This is a genomic window from Albibacterium sp. (assembly GCF_035514885.1).
Classification (GTDB): domain Bacteria; phylum Bacteroidota; class Bacteroidia; order Sphingobacteriales; family Sphingobacteriaceae; genus Albibacterium.
Window position 1 is genome coordinate 130601 of sequence record NZ_DATJCH010000012.1, and the last position, 21014, is coordinate 151614.

The following is a 21014-nucleotide window of genomic DNA, read 5'->3' on the forward strand; positions in this document are numbered from 1 at the left end:
TTTATTTTATGCAATCGGTTGCAAAAATAAAAACTAATTGATACCTTTAATTTTACAATCGTTTAATCTATTATGAACATACAATAATGGAAGCGATAGTAAATGTTTTTTTAACCGCTTAAATTTTAACCCTTTATGAAACACAAAATGATCTCTGATGCAGAGTGATTTCTAGCAGTCTTTATCCCTGACAGAAACTCTGGATTAACTTTTAATCAGCCCGGTCGAATGCTGAAAACTATTTAAATTCTTAATTATGAAAAAAACTAAACAAAAAACTTATTTAAAGAGTATAACGCTAGCCATGTTTTTGGTAGTGTTTACACCATACTTCCTCTTTGCTCAAAGGACGCTTACTGGGAAGGTGATAAGTGAGGATGGAATGCCTCTTCCAAATGCAAGCGTGCAGCTTAAAAATAGTGCTACAGGAACGCTAAGTAAAGATGATGGAACATTTACGCTTACAATCCCCGCTTCTGAAACAACCTTGGTAGTTTCTTTTATCGGGTATTTTAGTCAGGATGTTGATATTACTGGTAAAACAGATATACTGGTTGCATTGCAATCTGAAAGTACCAGCCTGCAAGATGTTGTAGTTGTTGGTTATGGAACACAAAGGGCAGAAGCAGTTACCGGTTCCGTTTCTTCTATACAGGGAGATGCGTTACGAGAGGTTCCTGCTGCTAATATTTCCCAGGCTTTACAAGGTCGTTTACCTGGAGTAGAGCTTTCGCAAACTTCATCTCAGCCTGGTGCGGCTATGCAGATTAGAATAAGGGGTACTCGCTCCTTATCTGCAAGTAATGATCCATTAATTGTGTTGGATGGAATACCATTCGCAGGATCAATCGGAGATATTAACGCTAATGATATTAAAAGTATTGATATTTTGAAAGATGCGTCGGCAACTGCTATTTATGGTTCAAGAGGTGCAAATGGGGTTATCATTGTAACAACTAATAAAGGCCAGATAGGTCAAAAGGCTAGATTTAACTATAACAGCTATGTTGGTACTAAAGATTTGTTTGCTAAATTTCCAATGATGAACGGTTCTGAGTTTGCTGCTTTACGTAAAGCAGCAGGTCAATACAGCAATTCATTAGATGAGTCGGATGATACGAATACCGATTGGCAAGACTTACTATACAGAACTGGAATGACAACTAGCCATGATTTTGGTGTTTCTGGTGGAACAGAAAAAGGCACTTACTATTTTAATGCTGGTTACTTCGAAGATCAAGGCGTGATTCCTACTCAAGGATATAAACGTTATTCTATTCGTGGTAGCATTGATCAGGGAATTGGTGAATATTTCCGTGTTGGGTTTACTACAAACAGTAACTTCAATATCACTCAAGGGTCTAACGTAGGTTTATATGGTGCATTAAGTATGTCACCCATCGCAAATCCTTATAATGAAGATGGTAGCTGGAAAAGAACTATTAGAATGCCTTTAGATGAGACATGGTCTTATTCAAGAGATATTGTAAATAGTTTAAAAGATGAATGGTTAAGTCAGAATAGAGCATACGGAACCTATAATACATTATATGGTGAAGTGAAAATACCTGGTGTAGAAGGTTTAAAATACAGAGCTAATTTAGGCTTAAACTATCGTCAGGCTAATGGTGGTAGCTACACAGGTACTGGAATAAATAGTTCTAACCCTGAAACGGTATCGACGGCATCTATTAGCAATGCAATGACTACAGATTGGACGATCGAGAATTTAGTAACCTACGACCGCACTTTTGCTGAGAAACATGATTTTAATGTAGTTGCATTATATTCTGCTTCTCAAAATCGTTTTAATGATTCTAGAATCTCAGCGAAAGATATTCCTGCTGATGCTTTCCAGTTCTATAATTTAGGACAAGCTGCCGGAGAGATTACTGTTAATCCGAATGAGCAAAACTATCGTGTAAGCGGTTTGATGTCTTGGATGGGAAGGGTAATGTATTCTTATGATAACCGATATATGATATCTGCTACATTACGTTCAGATGGTTCATCAAGATTGGCAAAAGGACATCAATGGCATACATATCCTGCTGTTTCTGCCGGTTGGAATATCAGAAATGAATCATTTATGCAAGACGTTTCATTCATAAATATGTTAAAAATAAGAGCTGGTTATGGACAAACATCTAATCAGTCTGTTGCACCATATGCTACACTTGGTCGTTTAAGTACTCGCCCATATAACTTTGGTGACGAATATTCTACAGGATATTATGTAACTGAATTGCCGAATGCTGATTTAGGATGGGAGTATTCAGAAACATTTAACTATGGTGTTGATTTTGCATTATTAAATAATCGCTTGTCAGGTACAATCGAATACTATACTACAAACACGAAAGATCTTCTTTTAGGAGTTAGTTTACCTTCTACTTCAGGAGTTGGCAGCTATACTGCCAACGTTGGTCAAACTCGTAACAAAGGTTTAGAGCTTTCTCTTAATGGTGTAATTGTCGACAATAATAATGGATGGACTTGGGAAGCTGGTTTTAACCTTTATGCAAATAGAAATGAACTGGTTTCATTGGCATCCGGAGCTACAAGAGATGAAGGTAACTGGTGGTTTGTTGGTCATCCTATTGATGTTGTGTACGATTATCAAAAAGTTGGTCTTTGGCAAGAAGGTGATCCTTACTTAAGTACACTTGAACCAGGTGGAAATGTAGGTATGATTAAAGTAAAATATACTGGTGAGTATGCGGAAGACGGTACGCCGCTCAGAGCAATAGGTGCAGATGATAGACAAATCATGAGTATAGAACCTAAGTTTCAAGGTGGTTTAAATACACGTGTTTCGTATAAAGGTTTTGATTTGTCAGCTATTGGTTCATTTAAAAGCGGTGGTACATTAATCAGTACACTTTATTCATCATCTGGTTATCTTAATATGATGAGCGGACGTAGAAATAATGTGAAAGTTGATTACTGGACTCCTGAAAATACCGATGCTACGTATCCTAAACCAGGTGGAATTACAAGCGGTGATAATCCGAAATACGGAAGTACTTTGGGTTATTTCGATGCATCATACTTAAAAATAAGAACGCTATCGTTGGGTTATAACTTTGACAATAATAATTGGTTAAAGGATATCGGTGTTAGCAGACTTCGTGTTTATTTAACTGCTCAAAATCCATTTGTTTTATTCTCTCCTTACAAGAAAGAATCTGGTATGGATCCTGAAACTAACTCGTATGGTAATGAAAATGCGGCAGTTGCGTATTCTCAGAACTTAAGGAGGTTACTAACAATAGGTACAAATGCTCCGGCAACTCGTAGCTATTTAGTTGGTATTAATTTAACATTTTAAAGAATGATGATCATGAAATATATTAATATAAAGACATTATTAGGAGCGGCTGCGATTGTTGCATTAACAGCAACAAGCTGTAACAAATTATTGGATGAGCAGCCGCGAAGCATTTACGAACCAGGCTTCTTCAAAACTGAAAAAGGAATCAGGGGTGGAATAACATCTATGTATGCTCACTTACGCTATATATATGGACAAGCTTACTACTATAATGCTACACTTACAGGTACAGATGAAGTAACATATGGTCAAAGTGCCGATGGTAACTTTAAGGATATGGACCTTTCGGGTGTAGGAGAAATCACACCTTCAAGTAGCCGGGCTGATGTTTTATGGGGTGCTGCCCTATCAAATATAAATACGGCCAGTGGTATTATCGAGAATGCAAGTGAAGTAGGTGTTTCTGATGCTCTTGTTGCAGAAGCAAGGTTTTTTAGAGCATTTGACTACTTTCAATTAGTACAGACCTTTGGTGGGGTTCCATTAGATTTAGGTTCAGGAGAGCTGATGCCTAATGATAAACCTGCAAGAACGTCTGTTCGTAATACAGTTCCTGAAGTTTATACTAAAGGAGTATTCCCAGACCTAATAAAAGCAGTGAATGATTTACCAATGGTTGGAAGAGTTACCGGTGGGGCTACAAAAACCCTTGCCCGTCTTTATTTAGCAAAAGCTTATCTTACCTATGCATGGTGGTTAGAAAATCCAAATAATATTCCTACTTATCCTGAAACTGATAGAACGGATCCGGATGGACATAATGCTCAATGGTATTTTCAACAAGCTTATGATATAGCAACTGAGGCGATTGATAATCCTGGACCATTTGGATTACAGCCAACTTACTATGATGTAAACGTTGGTTCAAATGACCGGAATAATGAGATTCTTTTATATGCTGATCATACAGAAGCAAGCGAATTCTATAATGCAAGTAGCCTTACCTATGCTAATGGAGGTGGAGCTGATAATTTCGCAGGATGGATGATGACATGGAACTATACAGATATAAGAAGTGCTTTAGATACTGATTGGTCTGCTTTAATAAGTTCTGTTCAACGTGAAGCTGATCAACATTTAGGTCGTCCCTGGACTCGTATGGCTCCTACAATTGGTGTAATCAAAAACACCTTTGCCGATAAAACGCTTGATTCAAGATACGATGGAACTTTTACAACTGTTTACAGAGCAAATTGGCCTAAAGGTGGAATCAATGAAGAGTTTGTATACAATGCTAATAATATGCAAGTTCGTCCGGGTGAGCCAATCTTAACCTTTTTAGATGAAGAGCCTGCTGCAGCAATTGATTATTCTAATTCTAAATATAAAAGTAATATTGGTGCTGGTGTATTACCTGGCAGAGCAGATTTCGTAGTGTCGCCGGATGGTATAAGCAGAATTGTATATCCTGGACTTTGGAAGCTTGGCCCTTACCGTACAGATAATGGAACAGGTTTGGGACAACCGAATGCTGCAAGTACACGTCCTTTTAGTATTGCTAAGTTTTCTGAGCTTTACTTTATTGCAGCAGAAGCTGCTGTGAAAGGTGCTGCAGTAAAAGGAGGCAAGAGCGCTAGAGACCTTATTAACGTTATTAGAGCGAGAGCTGGTAAATGGAGATGGGATAATAATGGAAACGTTGCTAAGATTGAAGATAACAGTGCTGCAATGACTGCGCTTACTCCGGCAAACATCACCATTGATTATATTTTGGCTGAACGTTCACGCGAATATTATGGAGAAGGCTACCGTTGGTTCGATTTAGTTCGTACTCAAAAATGGAATGACTTAGCTTCTACTTATAAAATAGCAGGAACTGCAAAAGGAGATCATAATGCAGTAACCGTTAATAGAACTATTCTTCCACATCACTACCTTCGTCCTATTCCGCAAGGTCAAATAGAGTCGATGTTATTGACTCCGGATGAAAAAGAGAAATATCAGAATCCGGGATATAATTAATAGATCCTAAGTTCTAACACAAACAAGAATGGCCATTCAATTATTGAATGGCCATTCTTGTTTGTGTTAATTAGTAATTGAACTATGGATTACTTACGAAGGTTTCCTCCGGGCCAAGAAAGCTATATTTTAATCCGCCTGTATCCAATACTAGTTTCTGTAATACAACTGCCGCATCAACCATCCAGTATTTGATGGTATGCTTTCCTGCTTTATTGAAGCTCAGTTTGGTCTTTAATATTTTGATATTATCGGCAACAGACTTTCCCCAAGCTCTATCATTCTTATAATCTTCGCTGATATTTACAATCACAGGTTCTTCATCGTCTATTGAAACTGCGAACTTCAGACCGTCACTGTTTGTGAAGTCTATCGTTGGAGAGATATAACTATTTAGAGTGAAAACTCCAGCGTTATTCAAATAAATTTCATATTCCAGATGCGGAGAATCTTTTGTTAGTTTTTCAGGACTTGCCGTTACAGGAAAGGTGGTCATTCCTCCGGAAGTCTTACCATAACCATTTAGCGCTTTCCAGAAAATAGGACGACTATCAACTGCTTTACTGTAATTCACACCTTCTATTGACACATAGCCATTTTGTTCTACAAAGATATTGATGTGAGCATGATTGTTATCTGTGTTGTTGGTTTGAATAGGCAAAGTTACAACAGAGTGATCACTTCCTTCAATCGTCAAGGCTGATTGTTTAACCCCTTTTGGTGCTTTATCCCAGTTAATACTTAGAAGAACCTTTTGTTCTCCATCGATTTGGCCCTTTGGATGGCTGATATTAATATAATCTGCACCTTGAATGGTATATGTAATTGGTTGAGCACCTTTGTTAAAAAGCTCTAGGTAATGGCTTTCATTGGTAATGGAATAGAAAATAGGGAAGGGCTCGTTGATCTCTGTTGTGCCTGTCCAAGAAGTTTCGCTGCCTTCTATTGCTACACCCATTTCTCCATTTTCGGCTATTTCTATTTTTTCAGTTTTAGGAACCACATCTACAGGCGGTTGCTGCCAATACGTATAGCTGATATGGGTTTGATCCATCATATGATCCCATTTTCCATTGGCTAATATCTTATTATAATAATGACTGATGGTTGAATCTTTCTTAAAGAGTTCTGTTACTTTCAGACTCAATTTATTCGTGCTGTTTCTTCCTTGTTTTGCATATAAATGATTCTTTGCAACCGTATAGTAAAGCTCATTTAAGTTTGCAGAAGCTTGGATTGGATGAAGAACCAGCTGATAAAAGGCATCCTTTTGCTCTGCTGGAATTTCATTATAAATAAAATTTGCCTGATCTACTAAACGGTTATAATCATTTACAACTCTGCTGAATTCATTATAGTTTACAAGGCTATAGGTCTTTTCGTTTAAAAGTTCCGGTTTTATTCTTCCATTGTATTGGGTGTATTTGTTTAATAAATCTCCAATTTGAGGAGCATATTTCTCTCCAAATTGCTTGTCGGCCCATTTAATAGTATATTCCATTAATCTATCAAAAGGTAAAGCATCCGGATTCCAGGCATAATCTAAGAAGAACTCAATGGGGAATTCCATTGGTTTCAGATCTCCAACATTAACAATCCATAATTGGTTTGCATCGTAACGATAAGCCAGGTTCATCTGTTCCCAGATTTTTTGAATAGGGTTGGTGTTGATCCATTTGTAATTTCTTGGTCCGCCAACATAGTCAAAATGATAATAGATGCCATATCCTCCTTTGCGCGGTGCCTCGTTTAATTTCGGTAACATTCGTAGATTCCCCCAATTATCATCGCATAAAAGAAGAGTCACATCATTAGGTACGCGCATTCCTTTCTCATAATAATCTTGGACTTCCTTATACAATGCCCACACTTGTGGAGTTTCACTGGCGGGTTTACCACTTACCTTTTCAATGATTTCACGTTGATCTGATACAATCTTCTCTAATAGAGCAGTGGCCGTACCTTGTGTCATAGGTTCATCCCCGTCACCTCTCATACCTATAGTAATCACCTGCTCGTTACCGATTGTTCTTTTCAAACCGCTTTCCCAGAATTCTTTCAATTTCTCAGGATTCTTACTGTAATCCCACTCTCCGGAACCATATCTTTTCCACTCATCATGAGCACGCGTTAAAGGCTCGTGATGAGAAGTTCCTATTACGATTCCGTATTCTTCTGCTTTTACAGGATTCAGTTTATCATCATCGTTAAATGCACTACCCCACATTGCCGGCCATAAGTAATTACCTTTTAATCGAAGTATGAGTTCAAAAACCTTCTCATAGAATTGATGATTGAATCCGCCAAATTCTTTTCCTGCCCATCCTGATAAGGCAGGCGCTTCATCGTTTAAAAAGATGCCTCGGTATTTTACAGCCGGCGAGTTGATAAGATGCCGGCCAGGTAAAGCGTAAATGTTCTCTTGTCTTTTTACAGGTACATCTGCCCAATAATACCAAGGAGAAACGCCTATCTGATAGGAAACTTCGTAGATTCCATAAATAGTTCCTCTTTTATCACTGCCCACAATTACCAATGCACTATCAACATTAGGTAATGGATTTTTAACAACTTCAATGAGTGTGCTTTCCCATCGGCCGGCTATGCCTGCTACATTTATTTTGTTATCTCGGATCAGTTGATCGATGATCTCGTTATGACCAATGGTGCCTATAATAATAGCATAAGCAGCATCGCTTTTGTTTTTTAGTACTGGCTTTACACCAGTTACTTTTTCAATATCAGTTTGTAGGTCTGACGCGGCTCTAAGAACCCCCTTATAATCGTTATTGCTTATTAATATTGGACTTGCTTTTCCATCCTTCGCAATTGTAAAGCTGCCTTTTGAGTAAGAACCGGATATAAAAGGATCACTTTCAGCTTTTAGGCTGAAAGTGACTCCAATAATTAATAAACATGCAAATAGTAAATTTTTCATACTGGTTTATTTGAAAATGAGTGAATCTCATTTTACAGATGAAACTTAGATACCCGGAACATATTTAAATTCAAGATTCTCGTAGTAATCTAAATCGTGTGCCGGTTTAGGAAGATTTTCTGGTATAGGCAATTTTGAAAAAGACTGGAAATATAAAACGCAAGAGTTTCTCCACCAAACAGCTTCATCATATTGGATTGCTAATAACTGTTTAACTGAGTTATGCCATTCCGGATCTACTTTTCCTTCCAAAGCATTCCAGGTTTCCTGCATTCCTTTAACCTGCTCTGCCCCTAAATAATAATGTTTTACGATTTCATTCCAAAGGGTATTACCAGATTTAAGCTTATAATCCCATGGAAGATGGTGAAACCATAATAGGTATTCTTCCGGACAGGTATCTAGATTAGCGAATTGCCGAGCTACTTCAGGGAAGTATTGTGCCACAGCGTTGCTTCCTGTTGCAGTTCTGTCAAAGCCAATTCCTTTGCCATCAGCCTGATGGTAATAAACGGATGTCCAGTCTGCTCTTGGTTTATTCTTGATCCATGGTCCCGGACCATAATGGTGGTTCCAGCCCATCAAGTGATGAAGTCCTAAAGGAGTCATATAATTTACAATAGCTTCTCTAGAGCCCATCATCATTTTTTCAATTGAATCAGCAGAAGCTTTGTCGGTACTGAAGGTCATGCCGATCCATTCAGAAGCAATTTTTTCAGAAGTAAGCTCATGATCCCAGGCAAGGCGGCCATAGGCATACCAGTTAGATTGTGCAAATGGGTGACCAGTCCAGTTGATATCATTTCCAATGTTTGCAACTCCAGCGATAGCTGATAAGGAGTGATTTTCCAATGATCCATCAATGATTTTCCCTACGGTTGATCCCTTTCCTTTTGCATAGGTGTCTGCTTTAAAGACTTCCTCGAATAGAGTTGCCAAATAGGCCAGGTTAGTAGACATCCCTAAGTATTCTTGGGTTAGCTGAAGTTCTGCCATTAAGGGAGTTTTAGGCATTGCACCAAATAGTGGATGAAATGGTTCTCTTGGCTGAAAATCAATAGCTCCGTTTTTTACTTGAACAAGTACATTTTTGTCGAATTTCCCATCAAGAGGGGTAAATTCATTATAGGCTTGTTTTGCTCTGTCGTCTGGAACTTCATTGCTATAAACAAATGCTCTCCACATAACTATACCATTAAAAGGTGCTACCGCTTTTGCGAGCATATTGGCACCATCGGCATGATTGCGGCCATAATCCTGTGGACCAGGCTGCCCTTCGGAGTTTGCTTTTACTAAGAAACCACCAAAATCAGGTATTTCTTTATAAATCTCTGCTGCCTTTTTCTGCCACCAATCAATTACTTGTGGGTCTAAAGGATCTGCTGTAGGCAGTTTTCCAAGCTCCATTGGAGAGCTGAAGCGGGCTGTTAAATATACCTTGATACCATAGGGACGGAAAGCATCTGCCAGAGCTTTTACTTTTTGAATCCATTCTGGTGTAAGTATGGTTGAGTTGGCATTCACATTTGTTAATACTGTACCATTGATTCCAATAGATGCGTTTGCTCTTGCATAATCGATATAGCGCTGCTCTATATGTCCGGGAAGAGTTTGCCAGTTCCATAGAGAAAATCCTGCGTAACCTCTTTCAACTGTACGATCCAGGTTATCCCAATGGTTTAAGATTCTGTTTTCTATTTTTGGTTCTTCAGTAATTGAAAGATTCTGTATAGGTAACTCAAGTTGCAGGGTCTTTAAAAAGTTAAAAACGCCGTAAAGAATTCCTACATCGGATTTTGAACTAATCAGAATTACAGGCTTTTTATTAATAAGGATATTTTTAATGATATAGCCATCCTGATGGTCAGGTACATCTGCCGATACTTTGTAAGTAGATAGATCTTCTTCTTTAAGGAGTACGATTGACCCGGCGTTTATAGCCTGATCATGTGGAATTTCCTTTTGTATAAGTCCTTTTAATCCGGTCTTTAGTTCATTTATAGCAATGTTTATTGTTTCAGAAGATTTAGGAGAGTATATAGAACTTATCTCTTTACGATAATCGTCTACAACCTTAGTTTGTCCTATCGGGTCATATTTCAACCATAATCGATATCCATTATCGGCAAATGCAGATAAGTTCAATAGAGTAAGTAAGATAATTAATTTTAACGCTTTCATATTATTCTGTTTTTGATTTTTTTAAAGAAGATTTACGGATAACTAAATCGGTATTCAACACGACTGTATTTGTTATGCCAAGATTTCCATTTCCTTCTAAATGGTTTACAAGGATACGCGCAACACTTTCTCCCATTTCTTTACCTGGATAATTAATTGTGCTGATAGCTGGTTCAGTTACTTTACAAATTAGATCATTGTTAAAACCAATGATTGCTATGTCTTCAGGAATTCTGATGCCTGCTTGTTTTAAAGTCGTAATGGCGAATGCCGCAGAAAAGTCGTTGGTTATAAAAATACCGTCCGGTAGGGTTTCTCTTTTTAACACATTATTTTCAATGCAATCTATAATTGCTGATTCACTTAGGTCATTTGTAATAAATAAATCAGGATCGTACTCTATATTAGAATCAATAAGGGCTTTTTTATAGCCTTCAAAACGGTCTTTATATACGTTTCTGTTTAAATCACTAGTGATGTGAAGAATGTTTTTACAACCTTGTTCTACCAAATGACGGGTTGCATTGTATCCTGCTTTGAAATTGTCAATGACAACCTTAGTGGATGGAAGGTCTTCGGCAATACGGTCAAAGAGGATAATTGGTACACCCTTCTTAATGAAGGTTTTAAAATGACTGAGATCTTTTGTTTTGTTTGATAAAGAGACAATAAGTCCATCAACCCGGCTATTAAACATAGTGGTAGCATTTTTCTTCTCTTTTTCTTCAGATTCAAATGACTGGCTTATAATAAGATTGAAACCTGCATTGTTTGCTACCTTTTCGATTCCTGAAATTACCGAAGACATAAATAAACTGTCCAGTTTAGGGATGATTACTCCAATCGTATGGGTGTTTTGTTTTCGTAAGTTGCTTGCAAATTTATTCGATCTGTAATCTAATTGTTTTGCAAGGTCGGCTACCTTGGTCTTGGTCTTTATGTTAATTGCAGGATGATCATTTAATGCCCTACTTACCGTGGTTGGAGAAATATTTAACTGTTCAGCAATATCATAAATTGTTATTTCTTTTTTGGCCATATAATTTAATCTGAATTTAGGTTTTTAAAAGTACAAAAAAAATTGATTGCTTGCAACCGATTGCAATATGGTATTATTTAATGTAATTTAACAGAAAATGATACAATAACCTATTTTAATATCTTGTAATATAAACCGATTTGCATGGGAGAGAGGCTCCCTTGATACGATTATTGGACTTGAATTTTTATTTGTTACTTTGTTAAATTGAATAATTATTCTACATTTATGCAATCGGTTGCAAACTACAATAAGGTATTTAGCACAAATGAGTAAAGATATTTTATTAACTGACAATTAAAGTTTGTAGATTGTCTTGTATTAGATATAAAACATAAGAGTAATTTAAAAAAATAGCTTAAAGATTAAATGGAAGGTTTAAACAAGTTCTCATTAAAAGACAGAGTAATAGTAATTACGGGCGCAACAGGAATATTAGGCGCTTCGTTTTCATTGGATGTGGCCAAAGCAGGGGCCAAGGTTGTAGTACTGGGAAGAAATAAGGAACGCGCAGATCAAAGAGTGAACGCAATCAAGGCAATAGGTGGAGAGGCGTTTTCTATATTGGCAGATGTCTTAATAGAAGAGGAAATTTATGCAGCCAAAGAACAAATTATAAATACCTGGGGCACTATTGATGGACTTGTGAATGCTGCAGGAGGTAATATTGCCGGTGCAGTTATTCAACCTGATCAGAATTTGTTTGATGCAAAAATGGAATATACACGTCAGGCAGTTGATTTGAATTTATTTGGAACGGTCATTCCCACGCATGTTTTTGGCCGGGTGATAGCAGAAAAGGGAAAAGGATCTATTGTTAATATCTCTTCCTTAGCTGCACAACAATCTATTACCCGGGTTTTAGGTTATACCATGGCAAAGTCGGCAATTGAAGCTTATACCAAATGGATGGCTACCGAGCTTGCATTAAGATATGGAGGAGGAGTGAGGGTTAATGCAATTGCACCCGGAGTTTTTCTTACAGAACAAAACCGCGATTTATTAGTGAATTCCGATGGAACTAACACAGATAGGACACAGCGGTATATAAACAATACTCCTTATCAACGTTTAGGAGAACCAGAAGAATTGAGTGGAACTCTTATTTATTTGTTAAGTGACGCTTCTGGTTTCGTAAGTGGAGAAACCATTTTGGTAGATGGAGGCTTTAATGCCTACAGCGGTGTATAAAACTCACTATTAATTTATTAATATAAAGACATGGCTTTATTACAAAGTTGGAGATGGTATGGTCCGGACGATCCGGTATCCTTACAAGACATTAAACAGGCAGGTGCTGAAGGAATTGTGAGTGCATTGCATCAAGTAGCACATGGTGAAATATGGCCAATAGAAGAGATTTTAGAGAGAAAGAAAATAATAGAAGAGGCTGGTCTTAAATGGGTCGTAGTAGAAAGCGTACCTGTTCATGAAGAGATTAAAACGAAGGGCAGCCAATGTGAGTTATACTTATCCAATTATCGGCAAACATTGCAGAATCTTGCAGCTTGCGGACTTCAGGTAGTATGCTACAATTTTATGCCTGTTCTAGATTGGACCCGTACCAAGCTGGATTATGTATTACCAAACGGTTCAAAAGCTTTATATTTTGACTGGGTTGATCTATCCATTTTTGACTTGTTTATCTTGAAGCGGGAAAATGCAGAAAAGGATTATTCAGAAAAAGTATTGCTGCAGGTTGAGAAAAGGTTTAATCAGATGACTGAAGCTGAAGTTCAATTACTAAAAGAAAATATTCTGATGGGGGTTCCTACCGAAGGTGGGGTTACTCTTGAACAACTTACAGAAAGCATTGAAATATATAAAAAGATAGGATTTGATGGCTTGCGAGAAAATTTAGCTTATTTCTTACAGTCTATCATGGATACTTGTCAGCAATTAAATATTAAAATGACTATCCACCCAGATGATCCTCCTTATTCTATTCTTGGGTTACCTCGGATAGCCAGTTCTAAAGAAGATTTATTACATATCATTGAGTCCGTAGACCATCCTTCAAACGGTATTTGTTTATGTACCGGATCTTTGGGCGCGAATCCTGATAACGATGCTGTAGAGATACTGAAAGCAGTCGGACACCGGGTTTATTTTGCACATTTACGAAATGTCCAAAAAGATGAAAATGGTAACTTTTATGAATCAGATCACCTTACAGGTGATGTAGATATGGCTGGTGTAATGAAGGAGTTAGTAGCCATTAATAAGCAAAGAGCTAATTCTATTCCATTTCGGCCAGATCATGGGCATCAGATGCTTGATGATTTGAATAAGGTTACAAACCCAGGGTATTCTGCTATTGGCAGACTAAAAGGTTTGGCAGAATTAAGAGGGTTGGAGATGGGAATTGAAAGCATGACCAATTAATCAGAATGAGAGACTACATGTGGATCGGTGTTTGACTAGAATTTCAATCGAATACCGATCCCCAGTTGAAAAACATCCGATAATGATAGAGAGGAGGTGTTCTGAAGGTAATTGACAATGTAGAAATCGTTTGTATTGAATTCTGAATAAATACCAACCTTCTTAATACCCGTACCATTCCAGATTTTATCCATAGAAAATTCTATTTCATTTGAAACCGACAAATGTGGCCTTAATGCAGGAGACCAGTAATAGTAGCCCGGTGGATAATCATTTGGGTGATATAGAAAATCCAGATCCTTATGAAAGGTATAACTGAGAAAGAAACCGGGATTGAAGGGATAAAGTTTTCCCCAATCGCTTAATTCTATTTCAAATGGCTTATAAGCTAATTTTACCGTAACAGCATGCAGTTCTCCTCCTTTAGATGCAGGAACATAACCATAATTAAAGTCCAGATTACCTTTTTTATTTTTGAAGATTTCGTACCCTGCACCTATGCTGAAGTACCCAATACTTCCTGCATATTGAGCAATCGCCTCATCAGGAATTAAGAATTTTAGTTTTTGTGCATAACTCATTGCGGTCCCTAGAAAGAAAAATAAGATAGCAGCAGATGTTTTAAAAAGATATTTGTTCAAAACTTAATTTTTTATTTATAATCTCCACCAGTAGGAATTCACGTTTTCCCATAGCACTGGTAATTACATAAGGAATATTGGAATTATTCAATTTAAATTTTTCGAAATTGTGTGTGTGGCCATGAAAGGAAGCAAGGAATCCTGGAGTTTCATCAAAGGCCGCAGCGTATTCTTTGATAAGGCTTTTATCGAAGTCATTAGATGTCGGCGGCACATGAGAAATGGCGACATAATTACTGATCCCGGCATCAGGTTTTAATTCATTTTTAAGCCATGATATATTGGGTACGCTTCCATTAAACTGGTATTCTCTGCTATTTGTATCATGACAAATAAACTTTATCCCACCATTTACAAAGGAAAAATTCAGATCTCCGTACATTCTGGCAAATGCATCCCTTCCACGCGAAGTAAGGTCGTGGTTTCCAATTACGGTTACATAAGGAGGATTCAAATGATTAAGCTTTTCCGCAAGCCATTGCATTTCCTTTAATGTTCCGAATTCGGTAACATCGCCAGCTACAATGACGAAGTCAATTCCAGGCATAGTGTTAACTTTCTTATAGAATTTTACCGTTTCATCGTACCATTCCTGGGTGTCGCCTGTAATAATGAACCGAACAGTGTCGTCTTGATTGCCGTTACTTATTTTTTTTAGGTTCTTAGCATTAATATTTTTATACGAGTTTTTATCGAATATTTGATTGGGACTGTATTCGATATTTTTGCAACTGAGGATGCATATAGAAAAAAATAGAAATATATAAAATACCTTCATTGTTAAGTTTGAAATTCATTTTGGTAATGTAAATCGCAAAATTCGCTATATGATGAGGGTTATAAAAGGTTAAAATATCGGATAAATAGGTCATATTGGAATATAGAGACTTGATATGAGAAGTATGACATTGTGATGTCAGTAGAAAGATGCAATTAATTCGTTCTTAGCTTTTGGTTTTTAGAATAATCATGTTAAATTGGGATTCTTTTAAACATTTAAAGGTTTAACCGACATTGAATACATGAGTTATAAATATTTATTAGTAATACCAATCTCGTTAATTAGTTTTCTTTCAGTAGCTCAACAAGAAACACCAACACCTGATCATCAGAATTATAGTCAAAAAATTGACGGCACGAATCTATCTTTTAAGATGCAAGCTATACCCGGCGGAGTTTTTAAAATGGGAAGTGATAATGGAAATGCAGATGAAAAACCTGTACATGATGTAAAACTAGATCCATTTTGGATGAGCATGTTTGAGGTCACCTGGGATATTTTTGAACCATTTTTATATAAAGATTATGAAGTCACTCAAAGTTTAGAGCCAATATCATCAGAAGTAGATGCAGTAACCAGACCTACCAAGCCTTATTTAGACATGACTTTCGGTATGGGCAAAGAAAATCACCCAGCTTTAGCAATGACCCAATACAATGCTATCCAGTTTTGTAAATGGTTATATGCCAGAACAGGGATCTTTTATCGATTACCTACGGAAGCAGAGTGGGAATATGCGGCGAGAGCCGGCAAACAATCTGCTTATTTTTTTGGCGAAGACCCTGCACAATTAAACGACTTTGCATGGTTTAAAGATAATAGTAATAACAAAACTCATGAAGTTGGTAAGAAAAAACCTAATCCTTGGGGTTTATATGATATTTATGGGAATGTAGCCGAGTGGACTTTTGATCAATATATAGACAACTATGATGCTTTTGCAGGCAAGGTTAGCTCTAATCCGGTAGTTGTACCGGAAACTCTTTATCCACATAGCATTCGTGGTGGTTCCTTTCAGGATGAAGCCAAAGCTTTGCGTTCAGCTGCCCGCCTTGCTTCTGACCCTATATGGAAGCAGATTGATCCGCAAATTCCTAAAAGTAGTTGGTGGATGCCAGAGGCTCCTTTTATAGGACTTCGACTTGTAAGACCGGCGGTTACGCCTTCTAAAGAAGAGATTGAAGCTTATTATGATAAAAAACCAATTGAAGATTATTAAAAACCTAAAACTAAATAACTATGAAGAATAAATATGATCGTCGAGATTTCCTAAAGTCGACAGCTATGATTGCAGGAGCTACTGCTATTGGCACAGCGCCAATTAACGGAGTTTTTGCTTCAAATGATGATACTATCAAAATTGCGTTAGTTGGTTGTGGTGGTCGGGGCACCGGTGCTGCGTTTCAAGCATTAAGTACGAAGCAAAATCTTAAGATTGTGGCATTGGCTGATGCTTTTAGAGACCCCTTAGATGAGTGCTATAAAAGACTTGTTGCACGGTTTAAAGATAAGGTTGATGTGCCTGAAGAACACAAATTTGTAGGCTTTGATGCTTATGAAAAAGCAATTGCGCTTGCAGATGTTGTATTATTTGCTACTCCTCCGGGTTTTAGACCTATGCATTTTGCAGAAGCTGTTAAACAGAACAAGCACGTATTTATTGAGAAACCTTTAGCTGTAGATGCACCGGGTATTCGTCAGGTATTAGCTACAGCAAAAGAAGCAGAGAGTAAAAAATTGAATGTTGTTGTTGGTTTGCAACGTCGTTATCAAAAGAACTATCGTGAAACGATTGAAAAAATTCACAATGGAGCAATAGGTAAAATTCAATCCGGACAAGTTTATTGGAATAGTGGTGGTGTATGGGTAAGACCTCGTACGGCTAATCAAACTGAAATGGATTATCAAATGAGAAATTGGTATTATTTCAACTGGTTATGTGGTGACCATATCGTTGAACAGCATGTGCATCAATTAGATGTTGCAAATTGGGTGATAGGAGGATATCCGGTATCAGCACAAGGAACAGGAAGCCGAGCTTGGAGGACTGGAAAAGAATATGGTGAAATCTATGATAACCATGCAGTTGAATTTACTTATGCAGATGGATCAGTAATTTATAGTCAATGCCGGCATTTTGAAGGAACTTCCAATCGGGTAGATGAAACTTTCCAAGGTACAGGTGGTAAAGTCTATCTTTCAGCTTCTAATGTAGGAACTCTTTGGGATAAGGATGGTAAGGAAATTTTCAATCATCAGGGAAAAGGTGATCCTAATCCATACCAAACAGAACATGATGAGCTTTTTGAGGCGATTGCAAAAGGAGAATATAAGTTTGCTGATGGGGAGCGTGGAGCAAAAAGTACATTTACCGGAATATTAGGCCGACTAGCTACCTATTCAGGACAAGTTTTGAGTTGGGATGAAGCATTAGCTTCTGATATTAGCTTAATGCCAGATAAATTAAGCTGGGATGCTTTGCCAAAAGTTTTACCAGATGCAAATGGTTTATATCCTTACGCTCAACCGGGTAAAACAAAAGTTATTTAAATGTGAAGGGTTGAAAGGCTTTCTTAGCATTCTAATACTAAGTACTTGTTTGGTTTTCTGGTCCTTCCAGGATTCCAAGCAGGTACATTTTTCATTTAATGGTCGGGCACAAGGTACCACTTATTTAATTTCGTATTATCATGATAATGAGAAGGTTACTCAAAATCAGATTGATAGTGTTCTGCAAGTGATTGATCATTCTATGTCTTTATACAGATCCAATTCATTGATTTCAACTATCAACGAATCTACACAAGGAGGAGAATTAGACTTCCATTTTCAACAAGTCCTGAAAAGAGCTTTTCAAATTAATAAAGAAACGGACGGTATATTTGATGTCACTGTTGCACCACTCGTTGCAGTCTGGGGTTTCTCTGCTGACAAAATCACAAAACTTCCGGACAGTAATCAAATAGCGCAAATTCTGCCATTTGTTGGTATGGAAAATATTCAGCTAACTGGAAGCTATTTAAAAAAACTAAAGCCCGAAGTTAAAATTGATTTAAATGGGATTGCTCAAGGTTATACGGTTGATGTTATAGCAAATTTTTTACTAGCCAACGGCATAAAGAACTTTTTGGTTGAACTGGGAGGGGAGCTAAGAGTTGAAGGTAATAAGCCGAATGGGGAAGATTTCAAAATAGGTATTGAAGGGCCTGTAAATTCTAATGAAGTTACTATAAAGCATGTCGCTATTATCAAAGGAAAAGCATTAACGACCTCGGGAAGTTACCGAAATTATATAGAATATGGAGCAGAGAAACTGCCCCATATTATTAATCCCAAAACAGGTTATCCTGTGCATTCAGAAATTTTATCTGTCACTGTACTTGCCAAAGATGCTATATCTGCCGATGGTTATGACAATGCTCTTTTATCTATGGGGATAAAGGATGCTTTTAGTTTTTTAGATCAGCACACTGATTTAGAAGCCTACTTTGTGTATAAAAATGAACAAGGTAGTATCGTTGATACCATGACTAATGGTTTTAAGGCAATCTTAAAAAACTAAGCCGTTATGCTATAATAAAGATTTTCGAAGCTCTTCTGCCGACTTTGGAGATAGATACCCTAATGGAATATCAAATACAGTTCGAGCTCCTGTTTGTCCTTCTTTTGCCATCTTGCCTATCGCTCTTGTATAAGCTACCAAAACGCTGGCTGTAAATTCAGGATTGCTTTCTAAATCTAAACTAAATTCAATTCTTTGTTTCGATCCATTTCCAGTAATGCCAGAACGGAAGACAACCCCTCCATGAGGCATACCCGAATGATTTGCTAGTAATTCTTCTTCAGTGATAAAATTCACAGTAGTTTGATACTCATCAAAATAATGCGGCATTGTAGTAATGTTGTTTTCAATTTCTGATAAATCGCTGCCCTCTTTTGCAACAACATAACAAACTCTTTGATGTTTCTCGGCTGTCGAAAGTTGAGGGTTTTCCCCAGCACGCACCTTTTCAATCGCGCTGTCAATGGGTATAGTATATTGAACCGCATTTTTAACACCGGGAACTCGCCTTACTGCATCCGAATGACCTTGACTTAAACCCTTTCCCCAAAAAGTATAATCTTCTCCTTGTGGTAAAATGCTCTGACCAAGTAATCTAGCCATCGAAAATAGCCCAGGATCCCAGCCTGTAGAAATTAAACTCAATGTATTACTAGATTTAGTGCTTTCGTCGACCAGTTTGAAGTATTCTGGGATTTTAGCATGTGTATCAAAGCTATCTACGGTATTAAACAGTTTGGAAATCATTGACACTTGCTCTGGTAAATCCTTTGCAGAACCTCCACAGAGAATCATTACATCAATTTTGTCTTTGAAATTTTCAATTTGCGAGATGGAAACTACTTTAGAGTCAGTATTCAATTCAGTAGGAGTTCTTCTTGTAAAAATAGCAATCAGCTCCATATCCGGATTTTGCAGAATTGCTAATTCAACGCCTTTTCCTAGGTTACCGTATCCAACAATACCAACTCTTAAAATATCATTCATAATGTTCGTCTTTTTATTTGTTTATGCAGCGAAGTTAAATAAAAAGTAAATATGAACGGATATTCAATTGTCGGGGGTATAAAACTCAGATTCTTAATGACCCGCGAAACCCCCTGGCAGCATAATACGAGTCTGCACCGTTGTGATATGTGAAAACCTTGTCGTAGCGACGATCGCAAAAGAGAGCACCGCCACGTTTTCTCACATCCGAAGGAGTTATAATCCAGCTCGATGTTTTTGTGTCGAAATCTCCCAACTGCTGCAATGTTCGATACTCTTCTTCGGTTAAAAGTTCTATTCCCATGGCAGATGCCATATCTAAAGCAGTATTTTCAGGTTTATGAGCCTTTCTTGCATCCAGCGCTTCGCGGTCATAGCAAATACTTCTGCGACCTTTTGGGCTTTCTGCTGAACAGTCGTAGAAAATATATTCGTCAGTTTTTTTATCGTACGCAACCACATCTGGCTCACCACCGGTTATTTCCATGTCATCCAGTGACCATAGTTTTTCAGGGTTGGCTTCTAGTTTGGTTTGAATTTTACTCCATTCTAAGCCCTTATGGCGAATTCTATTTTTCTCAAAGCGTGATTTTAATACGGCAAGTAGTTCTTCGCGCTGCTCTGATGAAAGTTCCTTTTTATTACTAATTCTGTTGCTCATAACTTATAGATTAAATTATTTCGATTCACAGCTCTCAAGTACTAAGATACAAAAGTCATAATTAGTGCTGATCCTTACTCAAAAAATCTAAAATAGGGTCTGCTTGTAAAAGGAGAAAACTCCCAGGGGATGGATGTGAAAATAATAAACAGTGCTATAGAATACCAAATTGCTGTTGATTTGAATTTATCTCTATCATTCTTTTTTCTTCTGGCTATTCCTGCACCCGCAGTTATCAGAGTCATCGCTATCATCATCATCGTTATATGCTCCATTCCAAAAAAACGAAGTTGTGTTTGATGGATGCTTTCTTTAAAGTTATGTAGAAAGTAATCAACTATCGGACTAATATAATAAAGCCATAAACCAATAATTAATTGTGTATGAGCAATAGAAACTGTGATAATCCGTATTGTTTTATCAGATTTAGTATAGGGTTTGTTTTTTAGCCAACCTCTGTAGGCGAGGTAAATAGAAATAATTAAACTTATCAAAACAAACCATCGAATTAAGGAATGTAATGTTAATAGTGTTAAATACATG

Annotated in this window: 15 protein-coding genes; 7 read left to right on the top strand and 8 right to left on the bottom strand. The window is 37.3% G+C overall.

What is annotated here, in order from left to right; genetic code table 11:
- The first annotated feature begins 256 nt into the window (after nucleotides 1–256).
- On the top strand, nucleotides 257–3331 hold the full coding sequence (locus VL047_RS04410) for a TonB-dependent receptor (RefSeq protein ID WP_325358886.1): 3075 nt from the start codon (nucleotides 257–259) through the stop codon (nucleotides 3329–3331).
- Nucleotides 3332–3343: 12 nt separating this feature from the next.
- Nucleotides 3344–5296, top strand: coding sequence for a RagB/SusD family nutrient uptake outer membrane protein (locus VL047_RS04415; RefSeq protein WP_325358887.1), 1953 nt, complete (start codon nucleotides 3344–3346; stop codon nucleotides 5294–5296).
- An 82-nt stretch (nucleotides 5297–5378) separates the two neighbouring features.
- On the opposite strand, the gene VL047_RS04420 is transcribed toward VL047_RS04415, so the two are convergent.
- The 3 genes from VL047_RS04420 to VL047_RS04430 are packed head-to-tail and all read right to left on the bottom strand — an operon-like array spanning nucleotide 5379 to nucleotide 11454.
- Entirely contained in the window at nucleotides 5379–8234 is a 2856-nt protein-coding gene (locus VL047_RS04420; RefSeq protein WP_325358888.1) for a glycosyl hydrolase 115 family protein, read from the bottom strand.
- A gap of 45 nt (nucleotides 8235–8279) precedes the next feature.
- Nucleotides 8280–10415, bottom strand: a complete 2136-nt coding sequence (locus VL047_RS04425) for an alpha-glucuronidase family glycosyl hydrolase (RefSeq protein ID WP_325358889.1) — start codon at nucleotides 10413–10415, stop codon at nucleotides 8280–8282.
- Nucleotide 10416: 1 nt separating this feature from the next.
- The gene (locus VL047_RS04430) at nucleotides 10417–11454 is read right to left on the bottom strand and encodes a LacI family DNA-binding transcriptional regulator (RefSeq protein ID WP_325358890.1); all 1038 of its coding nucleotides are present in this window, start codon (nucleotides 11452–11454) and stop codon (nucleotides 10417–10419) included.
- 369 nt (nucleotides 11455–11823) lie between these two features.
- Between VL047_RS04430 and VL047_RS04435 the strand changes: the two genes are divergently transcribed.
- Nucleotides 11824–12645, top strand: a complete 822-nt coding sequence (locus tag VL047_RS04435; RefSeq protein ID WP_325358891.1) for an SDR family oxidoreductase — start codon at nucleotides 11824–11826, stop codon at nucleotides 12643–12645.
- A gap of 30 nt (nucleotides 12646–12675) precedes the next feature.
- The gene (uxuA, locus tag VL047_RS04440) at nucleotides 12676–13839 is read left to right on the top strand and encodes a mannonate dehydratase (RefSeq protein WP_325358892.1); all 1164 of its coding nucleotides are present in this window, start codon (nucleotides 12676–12678) and stop codon (nucleotides 13837–13839) included.
- Between the two features lie 35 nt (nucleotides 13840–13874).
- Here the strand turns inward: uxuA and VL047_RS04445 are convergent, their stop codons facing one another.
- Both VL047_RS04445 and VL047_RS04450 read right to left on the bottom strand, forming a co-directional pair.
- Complete coding sequence (locus tag VL047_RS04445) at nucleotides 13875–14480, bottom strand: hypothetical protein (protein WP_325358893.1); 606 nt, start codon at nucleotides 14478–14480, stop codon at nucleotides 13875–13877.
- Nucleotides 14461–15258, bottom strand: coding sequence for a metallophosphoesterase (locus tag VL047_RS04450; RefSeq protein WP_325358894.1), 798 nt, complete (start codon nucleotides 15256–15258; stop codon nucleotides 14461–14463). The genes VL047_RS04445 and VL047_RS04450 overlap by 20 nt, the downstream gene beginning before the upstream one ends.
- 244 nt (nucleotides 15259–15502) lie before the next feature.
- Between VL047_RS04450 and VL047_RS04455 the strand changes: the two genes are divergently transcribed.
- The 3 genes from VL047_RS04455 to VL047_RS04465 are packed head-to-tail and all read left to right on the top strand — an operon-like array spanning nucleotide 15503 to nucleotide 18823.
- The gene (locus tag VL047_RS04455; protein ID WP_325358895.1) at nucleotides 15503–16480 is read left to right on the top strand and encodes a formylglycine-generating enzyme family protein; all 978 of its coding nucleotides are present in this window, start codon (nucleotides 15503–15505) and stop codon (nucleotides 16478–16480) included.
- A gap of 20 nt (nucleotides 16481–16500) precedes the next feature.
- Nucleotides 16501–17811: a Gfo/Idh/MocA family oxidoreductase gene (locus VL047_RS04460; protein WP_325358896.1), complete on the top strand. Its 1311-nt coding sequence runs from the start codon at nucleotides 16501–16503 to the stop codon at nucleotides 17809–17811.
- Between the two features lie 10 nt (nucleotides 17812–17821).
- Nucleotides 17822–18823 (top strand): FAD:protein FMN transferase, encoded by a 1002-nt coding sequence (locus VL047_RS04465; protein ID WP_325358897.1) that lies wholly within the window; start codon nucleotides 17822–17824, stop codon nucleotides 18821–18823.
- Between the two features lie 9 nt (nucleotides 18824–18832).
- Here VL047_RS04465 and VL047_RS04470 read toward each other — a convergent pair whose 3' ends face one another.
- From VL047_RS04470 to VL047_RS04480, 3 genes are all read right to left on the bottom strand, one after another.
- The gene (locus VL047_RS04470; RefSeq protein ID WP_325358898.1) at nucleotides 18833–19810 is read right to left on the bottom strand and encodes a diaminopimelate dehydrogenase; all 978 of its coding nucleotides are present in this window, start codon (nucleotides 19808–19810) and stop codon (nucleotides 18833–18835) included.
- Between the two features lie 85 nt (nucleotides 19811–19895).
- Entirely contained in the window at nucleotides 19896–20471 is a 576-nt protein-coding gene (locus tag VL047_RS04475) for a DUF4256 domain-containing protein (RefSeq protein ID WP_325358899.1), read from the bottom strand.
- Between the two features lie 74 nt (nucleotides 20472–20545).
- Nucleotides 20546–21013 (bottom strand): hypothetical protein, encoded by a 468-nt coding sequence (locus VL047_RS04480; RefSeq protein ID WP_325358900.1) that lies wholly within the window; start codon nucleotides 21011–21013, stop codon nucleotides 20546–20548.
- Nucleotide 21014: the final 1 nt, after the last annotated feature.